Origin of the sequence: Micromonospora sp. WMMA1976, from assembly GCF_027497335.1 — a bacterium.
In the GTDB taxonomy this organism is placed as follows: domain Bacteria; phylum Actinomycetota; class Actinomycetes; order Mycobacteriales; family Micromonosporaceae; genus Micromonospora; species Micromonospora aurantiaca.
On record NZ_CP114912.1, the window covers coordinates 2,668,025 to 2,683,424 of the forward strand.

At 76.3% G+C, this 15,400-nt stretch carries 6 protein-coding genes; 5 read left to right on the forward strand and 1 reads right to left on the reverse strand.

Going from position 1 to position 15,400, the window contains the following annotated elements; translation table 11 throughout:
• Window positions 1–27 precede the first annotated feature (27 nt).
• Window positions 28–2,142: a molybdopterin-dependent oxidoreductase gene (locus tag O7546_RS12345; RefSeq protein WP_281600930.1), complete on the reverse strand. Its 2,115-nt coding sequence runs from the start codon at window positions 2,140–2,142 to the stop codon at window positions 28–30.
• A 137-nt stretch (window positions 2,143–2,279) separates the two neighbouring features.
• Between O7546_RS12345 and O7546_RS12350 the strand changes: the two genes are divergently transcribed.
• From O7546_RS12350 to O7546_RS12370, 5 genes are all read left to right on the forward strand, one after another.
• Window positions 2,280–2,672 (forward strand): DUF2267 domain-containing protein, encoded by a 393-nt coding sequence (locus O7546_RS12350; RefSeq protein WP_194801725.1) that lies wholly within the window; start codon window positions 2,280–2,282, stop codon window positions 2,670–2,672.
• 329 nt (window positions 2,673–3,001) lie between these two features.
• Entirely contained in the window at window positions 3,002–6,469 is a 3,468-nt protein-coding gene (locus O7546_RS12355; RefSeq protein WP_281600931.1) for an AMP-binding protein, read from the forward strand.
• The gene (locus O7546_RS12360) at window positions 6,466–9,576 is read left to right on the forward strand and encodes a thioesterase domain-containing protein (RefSeq protein ID WP_281600932.1); all 3,111 of its coding nucleotides are present in this window, start codon (window positions 6,466–6,468) and stop codon (window positions 9,574–9,576) included. Before O7546_RS12355 ends, O7546_RS12360 begins: the two co-directional genes overlap by 4 nt.
• Window positions 9,573–11,876 (forward strand): lantibiotic dehydratase, encoded by a 2,304-nt coding sequence (locus O7546_RS12365; RefSeq protein ID WP_269696836.1) that lies wholly within the window; start codon window positions 9,573–9,575, stop codon window positions 11,874–11,876. Before O7546_RS12360 ends, O7546_RS12365 begins: the two co-directional genes overlap by 4 nt.
• Window positions 11,873–15,376, forward strand: coding sequence for an amino acid adenylation domain-containing protein (locus O7546_RS12370; RefSeq protein WP_281600933.1), 3,504 nt, complete (start codon window positions 11,873–11,875; stop codon window positions 15,374–15,376). Before O7546_RS12365 ends, O7546_RS12370 begins: the two co-directional genes overlap by 4 nt.
• Window positions 15,377–15,400: the final 24 nt, after the last annotated feature.

Genomic DNA, 15,400 nt, shown 5'->3' on the forward strand with positions numbered 1-15,400 from the left:
CCAGGTCAGGGGGCCGGAGGTCCCGAATCACCCAGCCGCGACGGGCTCCGCGACCTCGTCGAGGGGCGGCTCGGCGGTCAGCAGGGCGGCCGGCACCGGCTCGACCTCCACCCGGCAGTCGTGGAACGTGGGCGCCTCGCCCAGGTCGGTGTCCCGGACGCCGGTGACCGCGTTGACAGTGGACCGCCCCGGGCTGCGCCGCGCCCAGTACGCCTTGTACGTGAACGCCAGCCCGGGCCGGGCCGCCTCGTCCACCGCCACCGCGGCGAGGAACGCGCCCCTGTCGTTGTGCACGCGTACCGCGTCGCCGTCGGCGAGCCCGCGCTCCGCCGCGTCGGCCGGGTGCAGGTGCACCCGGGGCGGCCCGGCGCGGCGGGTGTGCCACGGCAGCGACGCGAACGTGGAGTTCATCAGGTAGCGGTTGGCCGGGGTGAGCAGCGTCAGCGGGAACCGGCGGGCCAGCTCCGGGTCGGCCGCCTCGGCCGGTGGCGTGTACCCGGGCAGCGGGTCCACCCCGAGCGCGGCCAGCGCCGGATCGTGCAGCCGGGCCCGCCCATCCGCTGTGGGGAAACCACCCTGGGCGTACGGCGCGGAACCCACCGGCACGCCGGTGAGCCGGGCGTACGTGCGCTCGCGCAGTTCCTCGTACGTGATCGGGGCGCCGGCCAGCAACTGCCGGGCCAGGTCCTCGTCGCTGTCGGAGAACGCCGGGTGGTCGATCCCGAGCGCGGCGGCGATCCGCCGGAAGATCTCGGTGTTCGGCAGCGCCTCGCCCGGCGCGCGGGTGACCGGCAGGTTCAGCGTCGTGTAGTGGTGCCCGTAGGACGTCTGGAGGTCCAGGTGCTCGGGCTGCATGGTGGCCGGGAGCACCACGTCGGCGTAGTCGCAGGTGTCGGTCCAGCGCTGCTCCAGCACCACGGTGAACAGGTCGGCGCGGCCGAGCCCGGTCAGCAGCCGGGCCTGGTCCGGGGCGGTCGCCGCCGGGTTGGCGTCGAACACCACGAGTGAGGTGACGGGCGGGTCGGCCTCCCCGGTGAGCACGGCGGCCAGCCGGCTCATGTTCAGCGACCGGGCCGGCGGGGCGGGCATGCCGGCCGGCCGGATCACCGGGCCGTTGTCGACCGGGTGGTGGCCGCTGGTGGTGACCAGGGCACCGCCGCCGGGGTACTGGAAGTCGCCGGTGACCAGCGGCAACGCGCAGATCGCCCGGATCGCCTGCCCGGCGCCGTGGTGGCGTTGCAGGCCCAGCCCGACCCGTACCGCTGTCGGCCGGGTGGTGGCGATCCGGTCGCCGAGGCGGCGGATCGTCCCGGCGGGCAGGCCGCACTCGGCGGCGGCGCGTTCCACCGGCCAGTCGTCGAGCCGGGCGCGCAGTTCCGGCCAGCCGGTGGTGTGCGCGGCCAGCCACTCCTCGTCGGCCGCCCCGGCGTCGCGGACGTGCCGCATCAGCCCGAGCGCGAGCGCCGCGTCGGTGCCGGGTAGCGGCGCGACGTGCTCGTCGCTGCGGGCCGCCGTCTCGGTGCGCAGCGGGTCGATCGTCACCACGTACGCGCCGCGCTCGCGGGCCTGCTGCACGAACGGCCACAGATGCAGGTTGGTGACGAGCGGGTTGGCGCCCCAGAGGACGATCAGGTTCGCCTCGACGATCGACTCCGGTTCGAAGCCGACCGAGGCACCGTAGAGCGAGCGCAGCGCCGCCCGTGCCGCCGCCGTGCAGATGGTGGTGTCCAGCCGGGACGCGCCCAGGTGGGCGAAGAGCCGGGGCCCCATGGTCCAGCCCTGGACCAGGCCCATCGTGCCGGCGAAGTAGTAGGGCAGCACCGACTCCGGGCCGTGGAGTTCGATGCTCGCACGCAGTCCGGCGGCCACCCGCTCGACTGCCTCGTCCCAGCTCGCCGGCCGGTACGCGACCCGGCCGGCGCCCTTCGGGCCGGTGCGGACCCAGGGCGTGGTGAGCCGGTCCGGCCCGTTCACCGCGTCCAGGTAGCGGTTCACCTTGCCGCAGAGCGCGCCCCTGGTGAACGGGTGGTCGCGGTCGCCGCGCAGCGCGACGGCCCGGCCGTCCTCCACCGTGAGCTGCCAGACGCAGGTGTCCGGGCAGTCCAGCGGGCAGGCACCGGGGTGGGTGGTGACGGGGGCCATGGGCGGATGCTACCCCCGGTTCGTGGTACTGCCGCCGCTCGTCGTGGCCGGGGGCGTTTGGCCTCGGCCCCGGCGGGTACCCGCCGGGGCCGAGCGGGGTGGGCGTGGTGCCCGCCGCCGGCGAGGGGAGGGGTGGGATGCGGTTCCCCCTGTTCGTCGAGGCGGTGGCGCGGCGGGCCGAGTTGCCCGCCGACGAGGCCGCGACGGTCTCCCGTGCCGTGTTGCAGACCCTCGCCGACCGGATCACCGCGGACGAGGCGACGGACCTGGCCGCGCAGCTGCCGGACGACGTGGGCGGCTATCTGGAGCCCGCCGGCACCGCCACCACGGGTGGCGCTGTCGACTTCCTGTACCGGGTGGCCGAACGCGCGGCGGTGGACCCGGCGGTCGCCGAGGTGGGTGCCGTCGCGGTGCTCGCCACCCTGCGCGACACGGTGACGGTGGGGGAGTTCCACGACCTCGTCGCGCAGCTCCCGAAGGGCTTCGACGCCATGGTGGACCCCATCCCGCGACCGCCGTACGATGTCTGAGCAGGCTCCCCGCGACCCGGGTCGAGCTGCGGCACCGAGGCCGTCTGCGGCGAAGATTCCACGGCCTGGAAGTATTTTCACCGTAAAATAACTTGTCGCCGGTCACCTACGCTGTAAATCGTCTACGCGCTAGAGGGATGATCGGACGAATTCCTCCGTCCGAGGTTCCAAGGTGCCGTCCCCTCTTCGGCTCGAGCCTCGTCGCCGCTCTTCCGGCGCAGGAATCGAGCCATATTCTGCTTCCAATGTGAAGTCCTGGGGGGGATCAATGATCACATTCGTCGATTGCTGCCTGCCTGCCCTCTGTGGAGCGCGACCCGCATCCTGACATGGCAGAGACGATGATCATCAATCGTTTCGGCGCGATCACGGCGGTACACGGCGGACGTCCGGCACTTCTCGGTGAGACCCACGAGGTCACCTACACCGAGCTGGCCGGGGCGGCCGGCGGGCACGCTGCCGTGTTCGCCGCCGCGGGCCTGCGCGCCGGAGACCGGATCGCGCTGCTCACCGCACACGGTGCACCGACCGTGGCGGCGATGCTCGGCGCCCTCGCGACCGGATGCGCGTACGTGCCGCTGGATCCGGGCTTCCCGGTCGCCCGGCTGCGCCACATGGTCGACGCCGCCGGCGTCACCGCAGTGGCCTGCGCCGCCGAGCACCGCGACCTGGCGTCCACACTGGCCGGCGAGCGGCCGGTCGTCCCGCTGGACGAGGTGCCGCCGGCGCCGCTGCACCCGGTCGCGGCCGACCCGGACGCGCTCGCGTACGTGCTGTTCACCTCCGGCTCCACCGGCGTGCCCAAGGCGGTCGGGCAGACCCACCGCAACCTGGCCCACGTCGTCGACAACCAGATCGCCGCGCTCGGTGTCGGGCCCGACGACCGGCTCAGCCTGCTCGCGTCGTTCAGCTTCGACGCCGCCATCCCCGACCTCTACCCGGCGCTACTCACCGGCGCCGCCGTCGTCCCGGTCGACCTGCGCCGTCAGGGGCTCGCGTACGCCGTCGAGCAGCTCGACCGGCATCGCGCCACGGTGCTGCACTGCACGCCCACCGTGTACCGCTTCCTGCTCGACACGCTCGGCGCGCGCCGGCTGCCCACGGTGCGGGCGGTGCTGCTCGGCGGCGAGCAGGCAACCTGGGCCGACGCGGCCCGCGGCCGGGACCGGTTCGCCCCCGAGTGCGTGCTCGTGAACGGCTACGGCGCGACCGAGATGACGTTCGCCGCCCGGCACGTGCAGCCGCTGTCCGAGGTGGACCCGGACGCCCGCGGGCCGCTGCCGGTGGGCGTCGCGTTCCCCGGCTACCGCCTGGACCTCGCCCCGGACACCGGCGAGATCGTGGTCCGCAGCCGCCACCTCGCCCCCGGCTACCTCAACCAGGACAGCGACCGGTTCGGCGTCAACGCCGACGGGCTGCGGTCGTACCGCACCGGTGACCTGGGCCGGCTGCTGCCCGGCGGGGAACTGGTCTGCCTCGGCCGGCTCGACCGGCAGGTCAAGGTGCGCGGCCACCGGGTCGAGCTGACCGAGATCGAAGCCGTGCTGTCCGCCCAGCCCGGCGTCGCGGGCGTCCGCGCCATCGTGCGCGACGGCGAACTGCTCGCGTACGCCCGGCCGGCCGGTGCCCGCCCGGACCCGGTGGCGCTGCGCGCGGCGCTGACCGCCGCGCTGCCCGACTACGCCGTGCCCCGAGCGGTGGTGGTGGTCGACGAGTTCCCGCTCACCGTCACCGGCAAGGTCGACGAGCGGGCGCTGCCCGACCCGGTGACCGAGGTGCCGGCCGAGGAGGCACCGGCCACCGACACCGAACGCGCCGTGCACGACATCTGGTGCGCGGTGCTCGGCCGCGACGCGGTCGCCCGCACCGCCAGCTTCTTCGACGTCGGCGGGCAGTCGCTGCTGCTGGGCCAGGTGCAGCAGCGCCTCGCCGAGCGGTTCGGCGTACGCCTGCCGATGCTGCGCCTGTTCGACCACCCGACCGTCGCCGCTCAGGCGGCGCTGCTGGACGCCCCGCCCGAGGCGGTCCGCGCCCCGGTGCTGCCCACGCCCGCCGCGCCGGTGCGCGCCGCCCGCGAGTACACCGGCGACGAGATCGCCGTGGTCGGCGTCGCCGGGCGGTTCCCCGGCGCGCCCGACGTGGCGACGTTCTGGTGGAACCTGTGCACCGGAGTCGACTCGGTGCACGACCACACCGACGAGGAGCTGGCCGCGCTCGGCGTCGGCCCCGGCCTGCGCGCCGACCCCCGGCACGTCCGCGCCGCCGGCCGGCTCGACGGGGTGGCCGACTTCGACGCCGAGTTCTTCGGGTTCGCCGCCGACGAGGCGGCCCGCACCGACCCGCAGCATCGGCTGTTCCTGGAGACCGCCTGGGAGGCGCTGGAGGACGCCGGGCACGACCCGGAGCGCTTCCCCGGGCTGGTCGGCGTCTACGCCGCCACCTCGGCCAACCGCTACTTCCTGTTCCACCTCATGGACAACCCGGCGGTGGTCGGCGACGTCGACCCGGACGACTGGGAGGCCCGGCTCGTCGGCCGCCAGTTCACCGACCACCTGCCCGGTCAGGTGGCCTACCGGCTCGGCCTGACCGGCCCGGCGATGGCCGTGCAGAGCGCCTGTTCCAGCTCGCTGGTCGCGGTGTGCGTGGCTGCGCAGAGCCTCGCCGACTACCAGTGCGACCTGGCGCTGGCCGGCGGGTCCACGGTGATGTGGCCCCGGCACCGCGCCACGCCGGGCGGGCTCGCCTCGCCCGACGGCCGGTGCCGCGCCTACGACGAGGGCGCCGCCGGTTCCGGGTTCGGCTCCGGCGCGGGCGTGGTGGCGTTGCGCCGGCTCGCCGACGCGCAGGCCGACGGCGACCGCATCTACGCGATCCTGCCCGGCTGGGCGGTCACCAACGACGGCCCGGACCGGGCCGGCTTCGCGGTGCCCGGCCCGGCCGGACAGGCAGCCGCCGTCGCGGGCGCGCTCGCCACCGCCGAGGTCGCGCCCGGCGAGGTCCGCTTCGTCGAGGGCCACGGCAGCGGTACGCCACTGGGCGACGCCATCGAGGTGGCCGCGCTGCACGAGGTGTACGCGGGCGCCGCGCCCGCCGAGTCCACAGCGCTCGGCTCGGTGAAGACCAACATCGGTCACCTCGACGCCGCGGCCGGCATCGCCGGGCTGATCAAGACGGTGCTCGCCGTCCGGCACGGGGTGATCCCGCCGAACCTGCACTTCACCCGCCCGCACCCGGAGATCGACCTGGCCGCCGGGCCGTTCTACGTGCCCACCAAGGCGCGGGACTGGCCGGACGACGCGCGCCGGGTCGCCGGGGTCAGCGCGTTCGGCCTGGGCGGCACCAACGCGCACGTCGTGGTGGAACAGCCGCCGCCCGCCGAACCGGCCGACCCGCCCGGCGAGGGACCGTGGCTGCTGCCGGTCTCCGCGCGTACCCCGGCGGCGCTGCGGGCCGCGCTCGCCCGCCTGCGCGGCCACCTGGCCGGGGTCGCCCCGGCACTGTCCGACGTGGCCGCCACGCTGGCGCTGGGCCGGCGGGCGTTCGCCCACCGCGCGGCGGTGATCGCCGCCGACCTGCCGGCCGCGCTGACCGCGCTGGACGTGCTGCTGGACACCGGCGCCCGCATCGCCGGTGACGGCGGCCCGCTGCGCGAGACGGCAGCCGAGTGGGTCGCCGGGCGCGACGTCGACTGGCACGCGCTGCACCCCGAGGGCACGGTCCGGCGCACCGGACTGCCCACCTACCCGTTCCAGCGCCGCCGGCACTGGATCGACCCCGTGCAGAAAGGTCCGCGGTGAACTGGTTCGTCTCCGCCGGAAGCCGACCCGAGGCGCCGGTGCGGTTGTTCTGCCTGCCCTACGCCGGAGCGGGCGCCAGCGCGTTCCGGCGCTGGGCGGCCGAGTTCGGTGCGAGCGTCGACGTGGTGCCGGTGCAACTGCCCGGCCGGGAGAACCGGATCACCGAGGACCCGCGCTTCAGCGTCGCCGAGGTCGCCGACGCCATCGCCTCCCGCGCCGACCGCCCGTACGCGATCTACGGCCACTCGATGGGCGGACGGCTCGGCTTCGACGTGGTCCGCGAGCTGCGCCGTACCGGCCGCCCGCTGCCGCTGCGGCTCTACGTCGGCGGCGCCCGCGCCCCGCACGTCGCCACGCCCGGCCCGTTCGACGGGCTGTCCCGGGCCGGCGACGACGAGCTGCTGCGCCGCCTCGGCGAGGGCGGCGGCCTGCCCGCCGAGCTGCTCGACCACCCGGAGCTGGTGGAGCTGCTGCTGCCGCTGCTACGCGCCGACTTCGGCCGGGTCGACGACTACCGCCACGTCCCCGGCGAGCCGCTGCCGGTGCCGATCGTCGTGTTCGCCGGCCGCACCGACCGGGCGGTCAGCCGGGAGCAGAGCGCCGCCTGGGCCGAGCACACCGCTGCCGGGTTCACCCTGCACGAGCTGGACGGCGGGCACTTCTTCCTGCACGACCGGCTGACCGAGCTGGCCGCGCTGATCCGGGCCGACCTGACCGCCGCGCCCACCGACACCCGCCCCGGCACGCCGGACGCGGGTCCGGACCCGGTGCGCGCCGCCGGCCGCGGGACCGCCGGCGCCGCGCACCGGGTTCCGCTCGGCGACACCGGCTGGTCGGTGTGGCGCGACGCGGTGCTGCGGACCACCGGCTTCCCGGCCGACGGGCTGGAGCTGTTCGCCGCGCCCCGGGCCGCCGCCGCGGCCGACGAGCTGCTGACCACCGGCGCGGATGAGGACCGGTTCACAAAGGAGTTCGAGGAGGCGCTGCGTGCCGGCGCGCAGCGGTTCAGCGAGCTGGCCGCCGATCCGCTGCTGCGCGAGGCGGTCACCTGGCAGAACCGGGGCGCGCTGGTGGCGTTCGACGGGCTGGTGCGCGGCGGCGCCGACGCGGCCCGCAACGTGCGCCGACGCGACCGGGAACGGGCGCTGCTGAAGTACTGGCAGCGCTACTGCGGCAAGAACGAGACCGTCGGCTTCTTCGGCCCCAGCTGCTGGGTCACTGTCGATCCCGCGCAGCCGGAGGTTGCCCGGGTCAACCCCGGCGACAGCCTGACCCGGCGGCGCTGGGTGTGGTTCGAGTCGTGGGCGCTGTCCGCGTACGCCGAACGGCTCGGCGCGGACCTGGCCGTACGCCGGTGGTGGCCGCCGATGCTGCGGGCCCACCTGGCGGTCCGGGACCGCGACGTGCTGCGGCCCGGCCGGCCGCCGCTGACGCTGACCCCGGTGGAGGCCGCCCTGCTGCGCGCGGCCGACGGCCGGCGCGGCGCCGCCGACCTGGTCGCCGACCCGGCGATCGGGCTGCGCCGCCCGGAGGACGGCTACGCGCTGCTCGACCGGCTGGTCGAGCGGGAACTGATCACCTGGGACGCGGCCCTGCCGGTGAGCCCGGACGCCGAGCGGGTACTGGCCGACCGGATCGACGCGATCGGCGACGAGCCGGCCCGCGCCGCCGCCCGCGCCGGGTTCGACCGGCTGCGTGCCGCCCGCGACGACGTCGCCGTCGCGGCCGGTGACGCGGACCGGCTGCGGACCGCCCTGGACGCGCTCGACGCCACGTTCACCGAGCTGACCGGCGTGCCCGCGGTACGCCGGGCCGGGCAGATGTACGCCGGCCGCACGGTCTGCTACGAGGACAGCGCCCGCGACCTCGACGTGGTGTTCGGCGCGCCGCTGCTGTCCGAACTGGCCGCCCCGCTGGACGTGCTGCTGCGTGCCGCCCGCTGGCTGGCCAACGCGCTCGCCCGCGCCTACCTCGACGTGCTGCGCGGCCTGTACGAGGAGCTGCGCGCCGAGTCCGGTGCCCCGGTGCCGCTGGCCGACCTGTGGTTCCTGGCCCAGGGCATGTTCTGGGGCGACGGGGAGCGGCCGGTCGACGCGGTGGCGGCGGACTTCGCGGCCCGTTGGGCCGGGTTGTTCGGCCTGGACACGCTGCCCGCCGGCACCACCGACGTGCGGCTGCGCGCGGCCGACCTCGCCGGCCGGATCGACGCGGTGTTCCCCGGCGAGGGGCCCGAGTGGTCGAACGCCGCCATGCACAGCCCCGACCTGCAGATCTGCGCCACCGACGCGGAAGCGCTGCGGCGCGGCGACTACACGGTGGTGCTCGGCGAGCTGCACGCCGCCTGGTCGTCGTTCGACTGCGCGGTGTTCACTCCGTCGCACCCGGACGTGGAGCGGCTGCGCGACGCGCTCGCGGTGGACATGGGGCAGCGGCGGGTCCGGCTGCTGTTCCCGGCCGACTGGCCGCGGCGGACCAGCCGTACCGCCGAGTCGCTGACCGGCCCGGCCGACCGGCACCTGGCGTTCCTCGACGCGCCGGGCGCCGACCCGGCCCGCGTGCTGCCCACCGTCGACCTCGTCGTCGACGAGGTGGACGGCGAACTGGTCGCCACCGCCTCGGACGGTCAGCGCTGGCCGCTCGTCGAGATCTTCGCCGAGCCGCTCAGCGCGCACGCCGTGGACGGGTTCAAGCTGGTCGCCGCCGCGCCGTACACGCCCCGGATCACCGTGGACCGGCTGGTGCTGGCCCGGCAGACGTGGCGGACCACAGTGGGCGAGAGCGGCCTCGCCGTGCCCAACGGCGAGCGGGACCGCTTCCTCGCCGTCCGGGACTGGCGGCGCCGCCTCGGCCTGCCCGAGCAGGTGTACGTCAAGTTCGGCACCGAGACCAAGCCGTGCTTCGTGGACCTGTCCGCGCCGGCGTTCGCCACCACGCTGTGCGCGATGGTGCGCGCCGCCCGGGTCGACGGCGGCGACGACGTGTCGTTCACGGTCAGCGAGATGCTGCCCGCACCGGAGCAGGCGTGGGTGCCCGACGGGGCGGGCCGCCGCTACTTCAGCGAGCTGCGCCTGCACATCACCGACGCCGGGCGGGAGGACCACCGGTGAGCCACCTGCTGCCCCTGGGCGACACCGGCTGGTCGGTGTGGCGGGACGTGGTGCTGCGTACCGCCGGGTTCCCGGCCGCCGGGCTGGACCGGTTCGCCGCGCCGGACTGCGCCGCCGCCGCGGACGCGCTGCTCGCCGGCGACACCGGCGCCGAGGTGTTCGGCAAGGCGCTGGCCGAGGCGTTCGCCGAGTCCTCCGCGGTAGCCGGTGAGCTGGCCGCCGACCCGCTGCTGCGCGAGGCGGTCACCTGGCAGAACCCGGACATGCTGATCGCGCTGGACGGGCTGCTGCGCACCGACCCGCAGGTCCGCAACGTGCGCCGCCGCAAGCGCGAGCTGAGCCTGCTGCGCTACTGGCAGCGCTACTGCGGCAAGGCCGAGACCATCGGCTTCTTCGGCCCGGTCTGCTGGGGCACGTTCGAGACCTCCCTCCGCGGGGTGCACACCGTGCCCGGCGACGCGCTGGTGCACCGGCGGCGGGTGTACTTCGAGGCGTGGGCGCTCATCGCGTACGCCGACCGGCTCGCCGACGACCTCGCGGTGCGGCGCTGGTGGGCGCCCGCCCTGCAGCCGCACCTGACCGTCGCCGGGCGGGAACTGCGCTGGCCGCTGCACCCGCCGATCGCGCTGACCCCGGTCGAAGCGCTGGTGCTCGGCGCCTGCGACGGGCGGACGCCCGCTGTGGAACTGGCGCAGCGGCTGTGCGACGCCGGCGAGGTACACGGCGCCGACGACGTCTACCTGCTGCTCGACCGCTGGGTCGAGCGCGGCCGGCTCAGCTGGGGCGCGAACCTGCCGATCGCGCCGGACGCCGAGCGGGTGCTCGAAGCGCGGATCGCCGCGATCGGCGACGAGCCGGTCCGCGCCGCCACGGCGGCCGAGTTCGGCCGGCTGCGCGCCGCCCGCGACGAGGTGGCCGCCGCGGCTGGCGACCCGGACCGGCTCGGCGCCGCGCTCGCCGCGCTCAACGCCGGGTTCACCGCCGTCACCGGGCGCCCGGCCACCCGGCACAGCGGGCAGATGTACGCCGCCCGCACCGTCTGCTACGAGGAGACCGCCCGCGACCTGGAGTTCCGGATCGGGTCGGCGGTCATCGACGCGCTCGCCGAGCCGATGGCGGTGGTGCTGCGTACCGCCCGCTGGTTCACCGGCGAGGTGGCCGCCCGCTGCGGCGAACTCTTCACCGAACTGCACGAGGAACTGGCCGCCGACGGCCCGGTGCGGCTCGCCGACCTGTGGCTGCTGGCCCAGGGCACGCTCGTCGCCCCGGACGGCCCGATCGGCCGGGCCGGCGCCACGCTCACCGCGCGCTGGGCCGAGCTGTTCGGCCTGGCCGACCTGCCTGAGGGGCAGGCGGAGCTGCGGCTGCGCGCCGCGGACCTGACCGAGCGGGCCCGGGAACTGTTCCCGGCGACGCGGCCCGGCTGGCCGTCGGCCCGGCTGCACAACCCCGACGTGCAGCTCAGCGCCGCCTCGCCGGAGGCTGTCGAGCGCGGCGACTTCCTGCTGGTGCTCGGCGAGCTGCACCCCGCCTCGGTCGCCTTCGACAGCGCGGTGCTCAGCCCGTTCCACCCGGACCCGGCCGCGCTGCGCGCCGACCTCGACGCCGACCTGGGTCCGGTCCGGCTGCGGGTGCTCTGGCCGGACAGCTTCCCCCGCCGCACCACCCGCACCACGTACGCGCTGACCGGCCCGGCGGACCGCCAGCTCGGCATCGACACCGCGCACGGCGCCGACGTGGACCGCCTGGTCCCGGCCACCGCAGTGCTGGTCGAGCGCACCGGTGACCAGCTCACCGCGGTCTTCCCCGACGGCGCCCGCTGGCCGCTGATGGAGGTCTTCGCCACGCTGCTCGGCTCGCTGCTGCTCGACGCGTTCAAGCTGCTCGGCGCCGCCGCGTACACCCCCCGCATCACCATCGACCGGCTGGTAGTGGCCCGGCGTACCTGGCGCACCACGGCCGGGGCGTGTGGGCTGGGCGGCCACGCCGACGAGACCGCCCGCTACCTGGCGGTACGCCGCTGGCGCGCCGGGACCGGCCTGCCCGAGCGGGTGTTCGTCAAGGTCGGCACCGAGATCAAACCCTGCTACGTGGACCTGACCGGCCCGCTGTACGCGCAGTCGCTGTGCGCGATGGTCGACGCCGCGCTGCGCACCGGCCCGGACGTGCCGGTGGTGGTCTCCGAACTGCTGCCCGCACCCACCGAGGCGTGGGTGCCCGACGCCCGGGGCCGCGGTTACGTCAGCGAACTGCGCCTCCAGATCACCGACCCGGCCGAGCACCTTGGAGCACTCCGGTGACCGACACCCTGACCGTCAGCGCCGTCCACGGCCCGGACCTGCCGTGGCCGGACGCCACCCTGGCCGACCTGATCACCGCGCAGGCGGCCCGCACCCCGGACGCGGTGGCGGTGCGCCAGTGGGACACCCGGCTCACCTACCGGCAGCTCGTCAACCGGGCCGCCGGGGTGGCCGCCGCGCTGCGTGAGCACGGCGTCGGCCCGGGCGACCGGGCCGGCGTGTGCGGCGCGCGCACCCCCGACCTGGTGGTCACAGTCGTCGGCGTGCTGCTCGCCGGCGCCGCGTACGTGCCGCTGGAGCCGGGCGGCCCCCGGGCCCGGCTGCGCGGGATCGCCCGCGACGCGGGCGTCCGCGTGGTGGTCGGCGACGCGGCGGCGGCCGAGTTCGGCGACGAGCCCGGCGTGACGGCGCTCGGCCTGCCCGGCCCGGCCCCGCTCGCACCCTGCCCCGCCCGACCCGGCGATCCGGCGTACGTGCTGTTCACCTCCGGCTCCACCGGCCGCCCGAAGGGCGTGCTGACCACCCACCGCAACGCGGTCGAGTTCGTCACCGGAGTGAGCGCGCTGACCGGCGCCGACGCCTCGGTGCGCAGCCTCGGCATCGCCTCGCTCGGCTTCGACGCGGCCACCATGGACCTGTTCGTGCCGCTCACGCTCGGCGGCGCGGTGCAGCTGCTCGGCGCCGACGACCGGGCCGACCCGGTACGGCTGGCCCGGTTCGTCGCCGAACACGAGGTCACCTGGGGCTTCATCACCCCGACCGTGCTGTCGCTGCTGGACCCGGCCGGGTTCCCGTCGTGGCGGGTGCTGCTCTGCGGCGGCGAGGCGGTCCCGGCCGAACTGGTCGCCCGCTGGGCGCCGGGCCGCCGGTTCCTCAACGGCTACGGCCCGACCGAGACCACCGTGCTGGCGGTCACCTGCGACCTCACCCCGGTCGACACCGACCCGATGCCGATCGGCCGGCCGCTGCCCAACCACCGGGCGTACGTGGTCGACGCCGACCTGTGTCCGGTGCCGGCGGGGGAGACCGGCGAGCTGCTGATCGGCGGGCCCGGCCTGGCCGACGGCTACCTGAACCGGCCCGGCCTGACCGCCGAGCGGTTCGTGCCCGACCCGTTCGGCGGGGCACCCGGCGAGCGGCTCTACCGCACCGGTGACCTGGTCCGGCAGGGCCCGGACGGCCGGATCGTCTACCTCGGCCGCGCCGACCGGCAGGTGAAGGTGCGCGGCCAGCGCATCGAGCTGGGCGAGATCGAGGCGGTGCTGGCCGCCTGCCCCGGCGTCGAGCGCGTCGCGGTGGAGGCGGTGCCCGGCCCGGCCGGCGCCGAGCTGGTCGCGTTCCTCACCCCGGCCGGCGCGCCGGACGACGACGAGCTGCGGGCGTACGCGGCGACGCGGCTGACCACCGCGATGCTGCCGGCCCGGACGGTGCGGCTGGACGCGCTGCCGGTCAGCGCGACCACCGGCAAGCTGGACCGGCCGGCGCTGCGCGAGCTGGCCGCGACCGCCCCGGCCGCCGTCGCCGACGCGCCCGGCGACGACGACCCGGTGACGGCGGCGGTCCGGCGCGTCTGGACCCGGCTGCTCGGCGCCGCGCCCGCCCCGGACAGCGACTTCCTCGCCGCCGGCGGCAACTCCATCGCCGCGATGCGGCTGGTCGCCGCGCTGCGCGCCGAGCTGGGCCGGCGGGTCGACACCCGGGTGCTGTTCGCCGACCGCACGTTCGCCGCGCTCGTGGACCGGGTCCGCGCCGCCGACCCCGCCGACGCCGACGGGCTCACCACCGGCAACCCGCCGACGCTGTCCCCGCCGCAGCGGCGGCTGTGGTTCATGGACCAGCTCGCCCCGTCCAGCGCGCCGTACAACATCGCCGTCGCGCACCAGCTGCGCGGGCCGCTGGACGTCACCGCGCTCGGTGCCGCGCTGCGGGCCGTCGCGGAACGGCACGACGTGCTGCGCTGGCGCATACCGCAGAACGGCGGCGTGCCGTACGCGGTCCGCGAGGAACCCACCGACGTGGCGGTGCCGGTGGTCGACCTGACCGGCGCCGCCGACCCGGACGCCGAACTGGCCGGCATGCTCGCGGCCGGCGCCGGGCACGCGTTCGACCTGGCCACCGGGCCGCCCTGGCAGGTGGCCGTGTACCGGCTCGCCGCCGAGGAGCACGTGCTCGCGGTGACTGTGCACCACGCGGTCTTCGACGGCTGGTCGGAGGCGCTGCTCTACGACGAGCTGGCGCTCGCGTACGCCCGCGCGCTCGGCCGGTCCGTGCCGGGCCGCCCGCCGCTGCCCGCCACGTACGCCGACTACGCGGTGTGGCGCGCCGACCGGGACCGGCGCCGGGGCGAGACGGACCTGGCCTGGTGGGCCGCGCACCTGGCCGGTGCGCCCACGGTGCTGGACCTGCCCCGCGACCGTCCCCGCCCGGCCGTGCAGACGTACGCCGGCGCGGAGGCCGCGGTGCGGCTGGACGAGACCGCCGACCGGGCCGTGCGCGACCTGGCCGGCCGGCGCGGCACGACTGTCGCGGCGGTGCTGCTGGCCGCGTTCGGCGAGCTGCTGCGGCGGGTCACCGGCGACGACGAGCACGTGCTCGGCGCGATCGTCGCGGACCGGCGGCTGGCCGCGTTCGACGAGGTGATCGGGTTCTTCATCGACACCGTGCCGGTGCGGGTCCGCTCCGGCGGCGCGAGCTTCGCCGAGCAGGTCGACCGGGCCGCCGCCGAGCTGCACGAGGTCACCGCCCACCCGGGCGCGCCACTGGAACGCATCGTCGAGGCGCTCGGCGTGGGCCGGGACACCTCCCGCGCCCCGCTGGTGCAGGTGCTGTTCAACGTGCTCAACTTCGTCGCGCCCCGGCTGACGCTGACCGGCCTGGCCGTCGAGCCGGTGCCGGTGCCCAAGCCCGGGTCGCCGTTCGACCTGACCGTCTACGTGGTGGAGCGCGACGGGCGGGCCGGCGTCGAGGTGGTGCACAACCCGGACCTGTTCACCGGCGACCGGATCGAAGCGCTCCTGACCGACCTGGCCGCCCTGGTCGGCGCGCTCGCCGCCGACCCGGACGCCCCGGCCGCCGAGGTCGCGCCCGAGCTGCCCCGCCCGGCGGTACGGGTCGCGGCGCTCGGCGCGATGAGCGTCGCCACCGCCGAACCGGCCCGCGCGCCGCTGCCCGCCGGGTCGGACGCGCTCACCGCGACCGAGGAGCTGATCGCCGGGATCTGGCGGGACGTGCTCGGCCGCGACGCGGTCGGCGTGAGCGACAACTTCTTCGACATCGGCGGCCACTCGATGGCCCTGGCCGCCGTGCACGCCCGCCTCACCGAGGCCACCGGCCGCTCGATCACCATGCTCGACCTGTTCCGCCACCCGACCGTGCGGGCGCTCGCCGCCAGCCTCGACGGGGCCGCCGACCGGCCGGAACTGGCCCGCGCCGCGATGCGCGCCGCCGCCCGGCGGGGACGCGCCCGCCGCACCCCGCCACCACGCCGACCTCACCCGTGACGCGATCCCTTGTGAATGAAGGAA

Coding starts and splice junctions, on each gene's coding strand:
- O7546_RS12345 (WP_281600930.1), bottom strand. CDS start 2,142: ATGGCCCCCGTCACCACCCACCCCGGTGCCTGCCCGCTGGACTGCCCG.
- O7546_RS12355 (WP_281600931.1), top strand. CDS start 3,002: ATGGCAGAGACGATGATCATCAATCGTTTCGGCGCGATCACGGCGGTA.
- O7546_RS12350 (WP_194801725.1), top strand. CDS start 2,280: ATGCGGTTCCCCCTGTTCGTCGAGGCGGTGGCGCGGCGGGCCGAGTTG.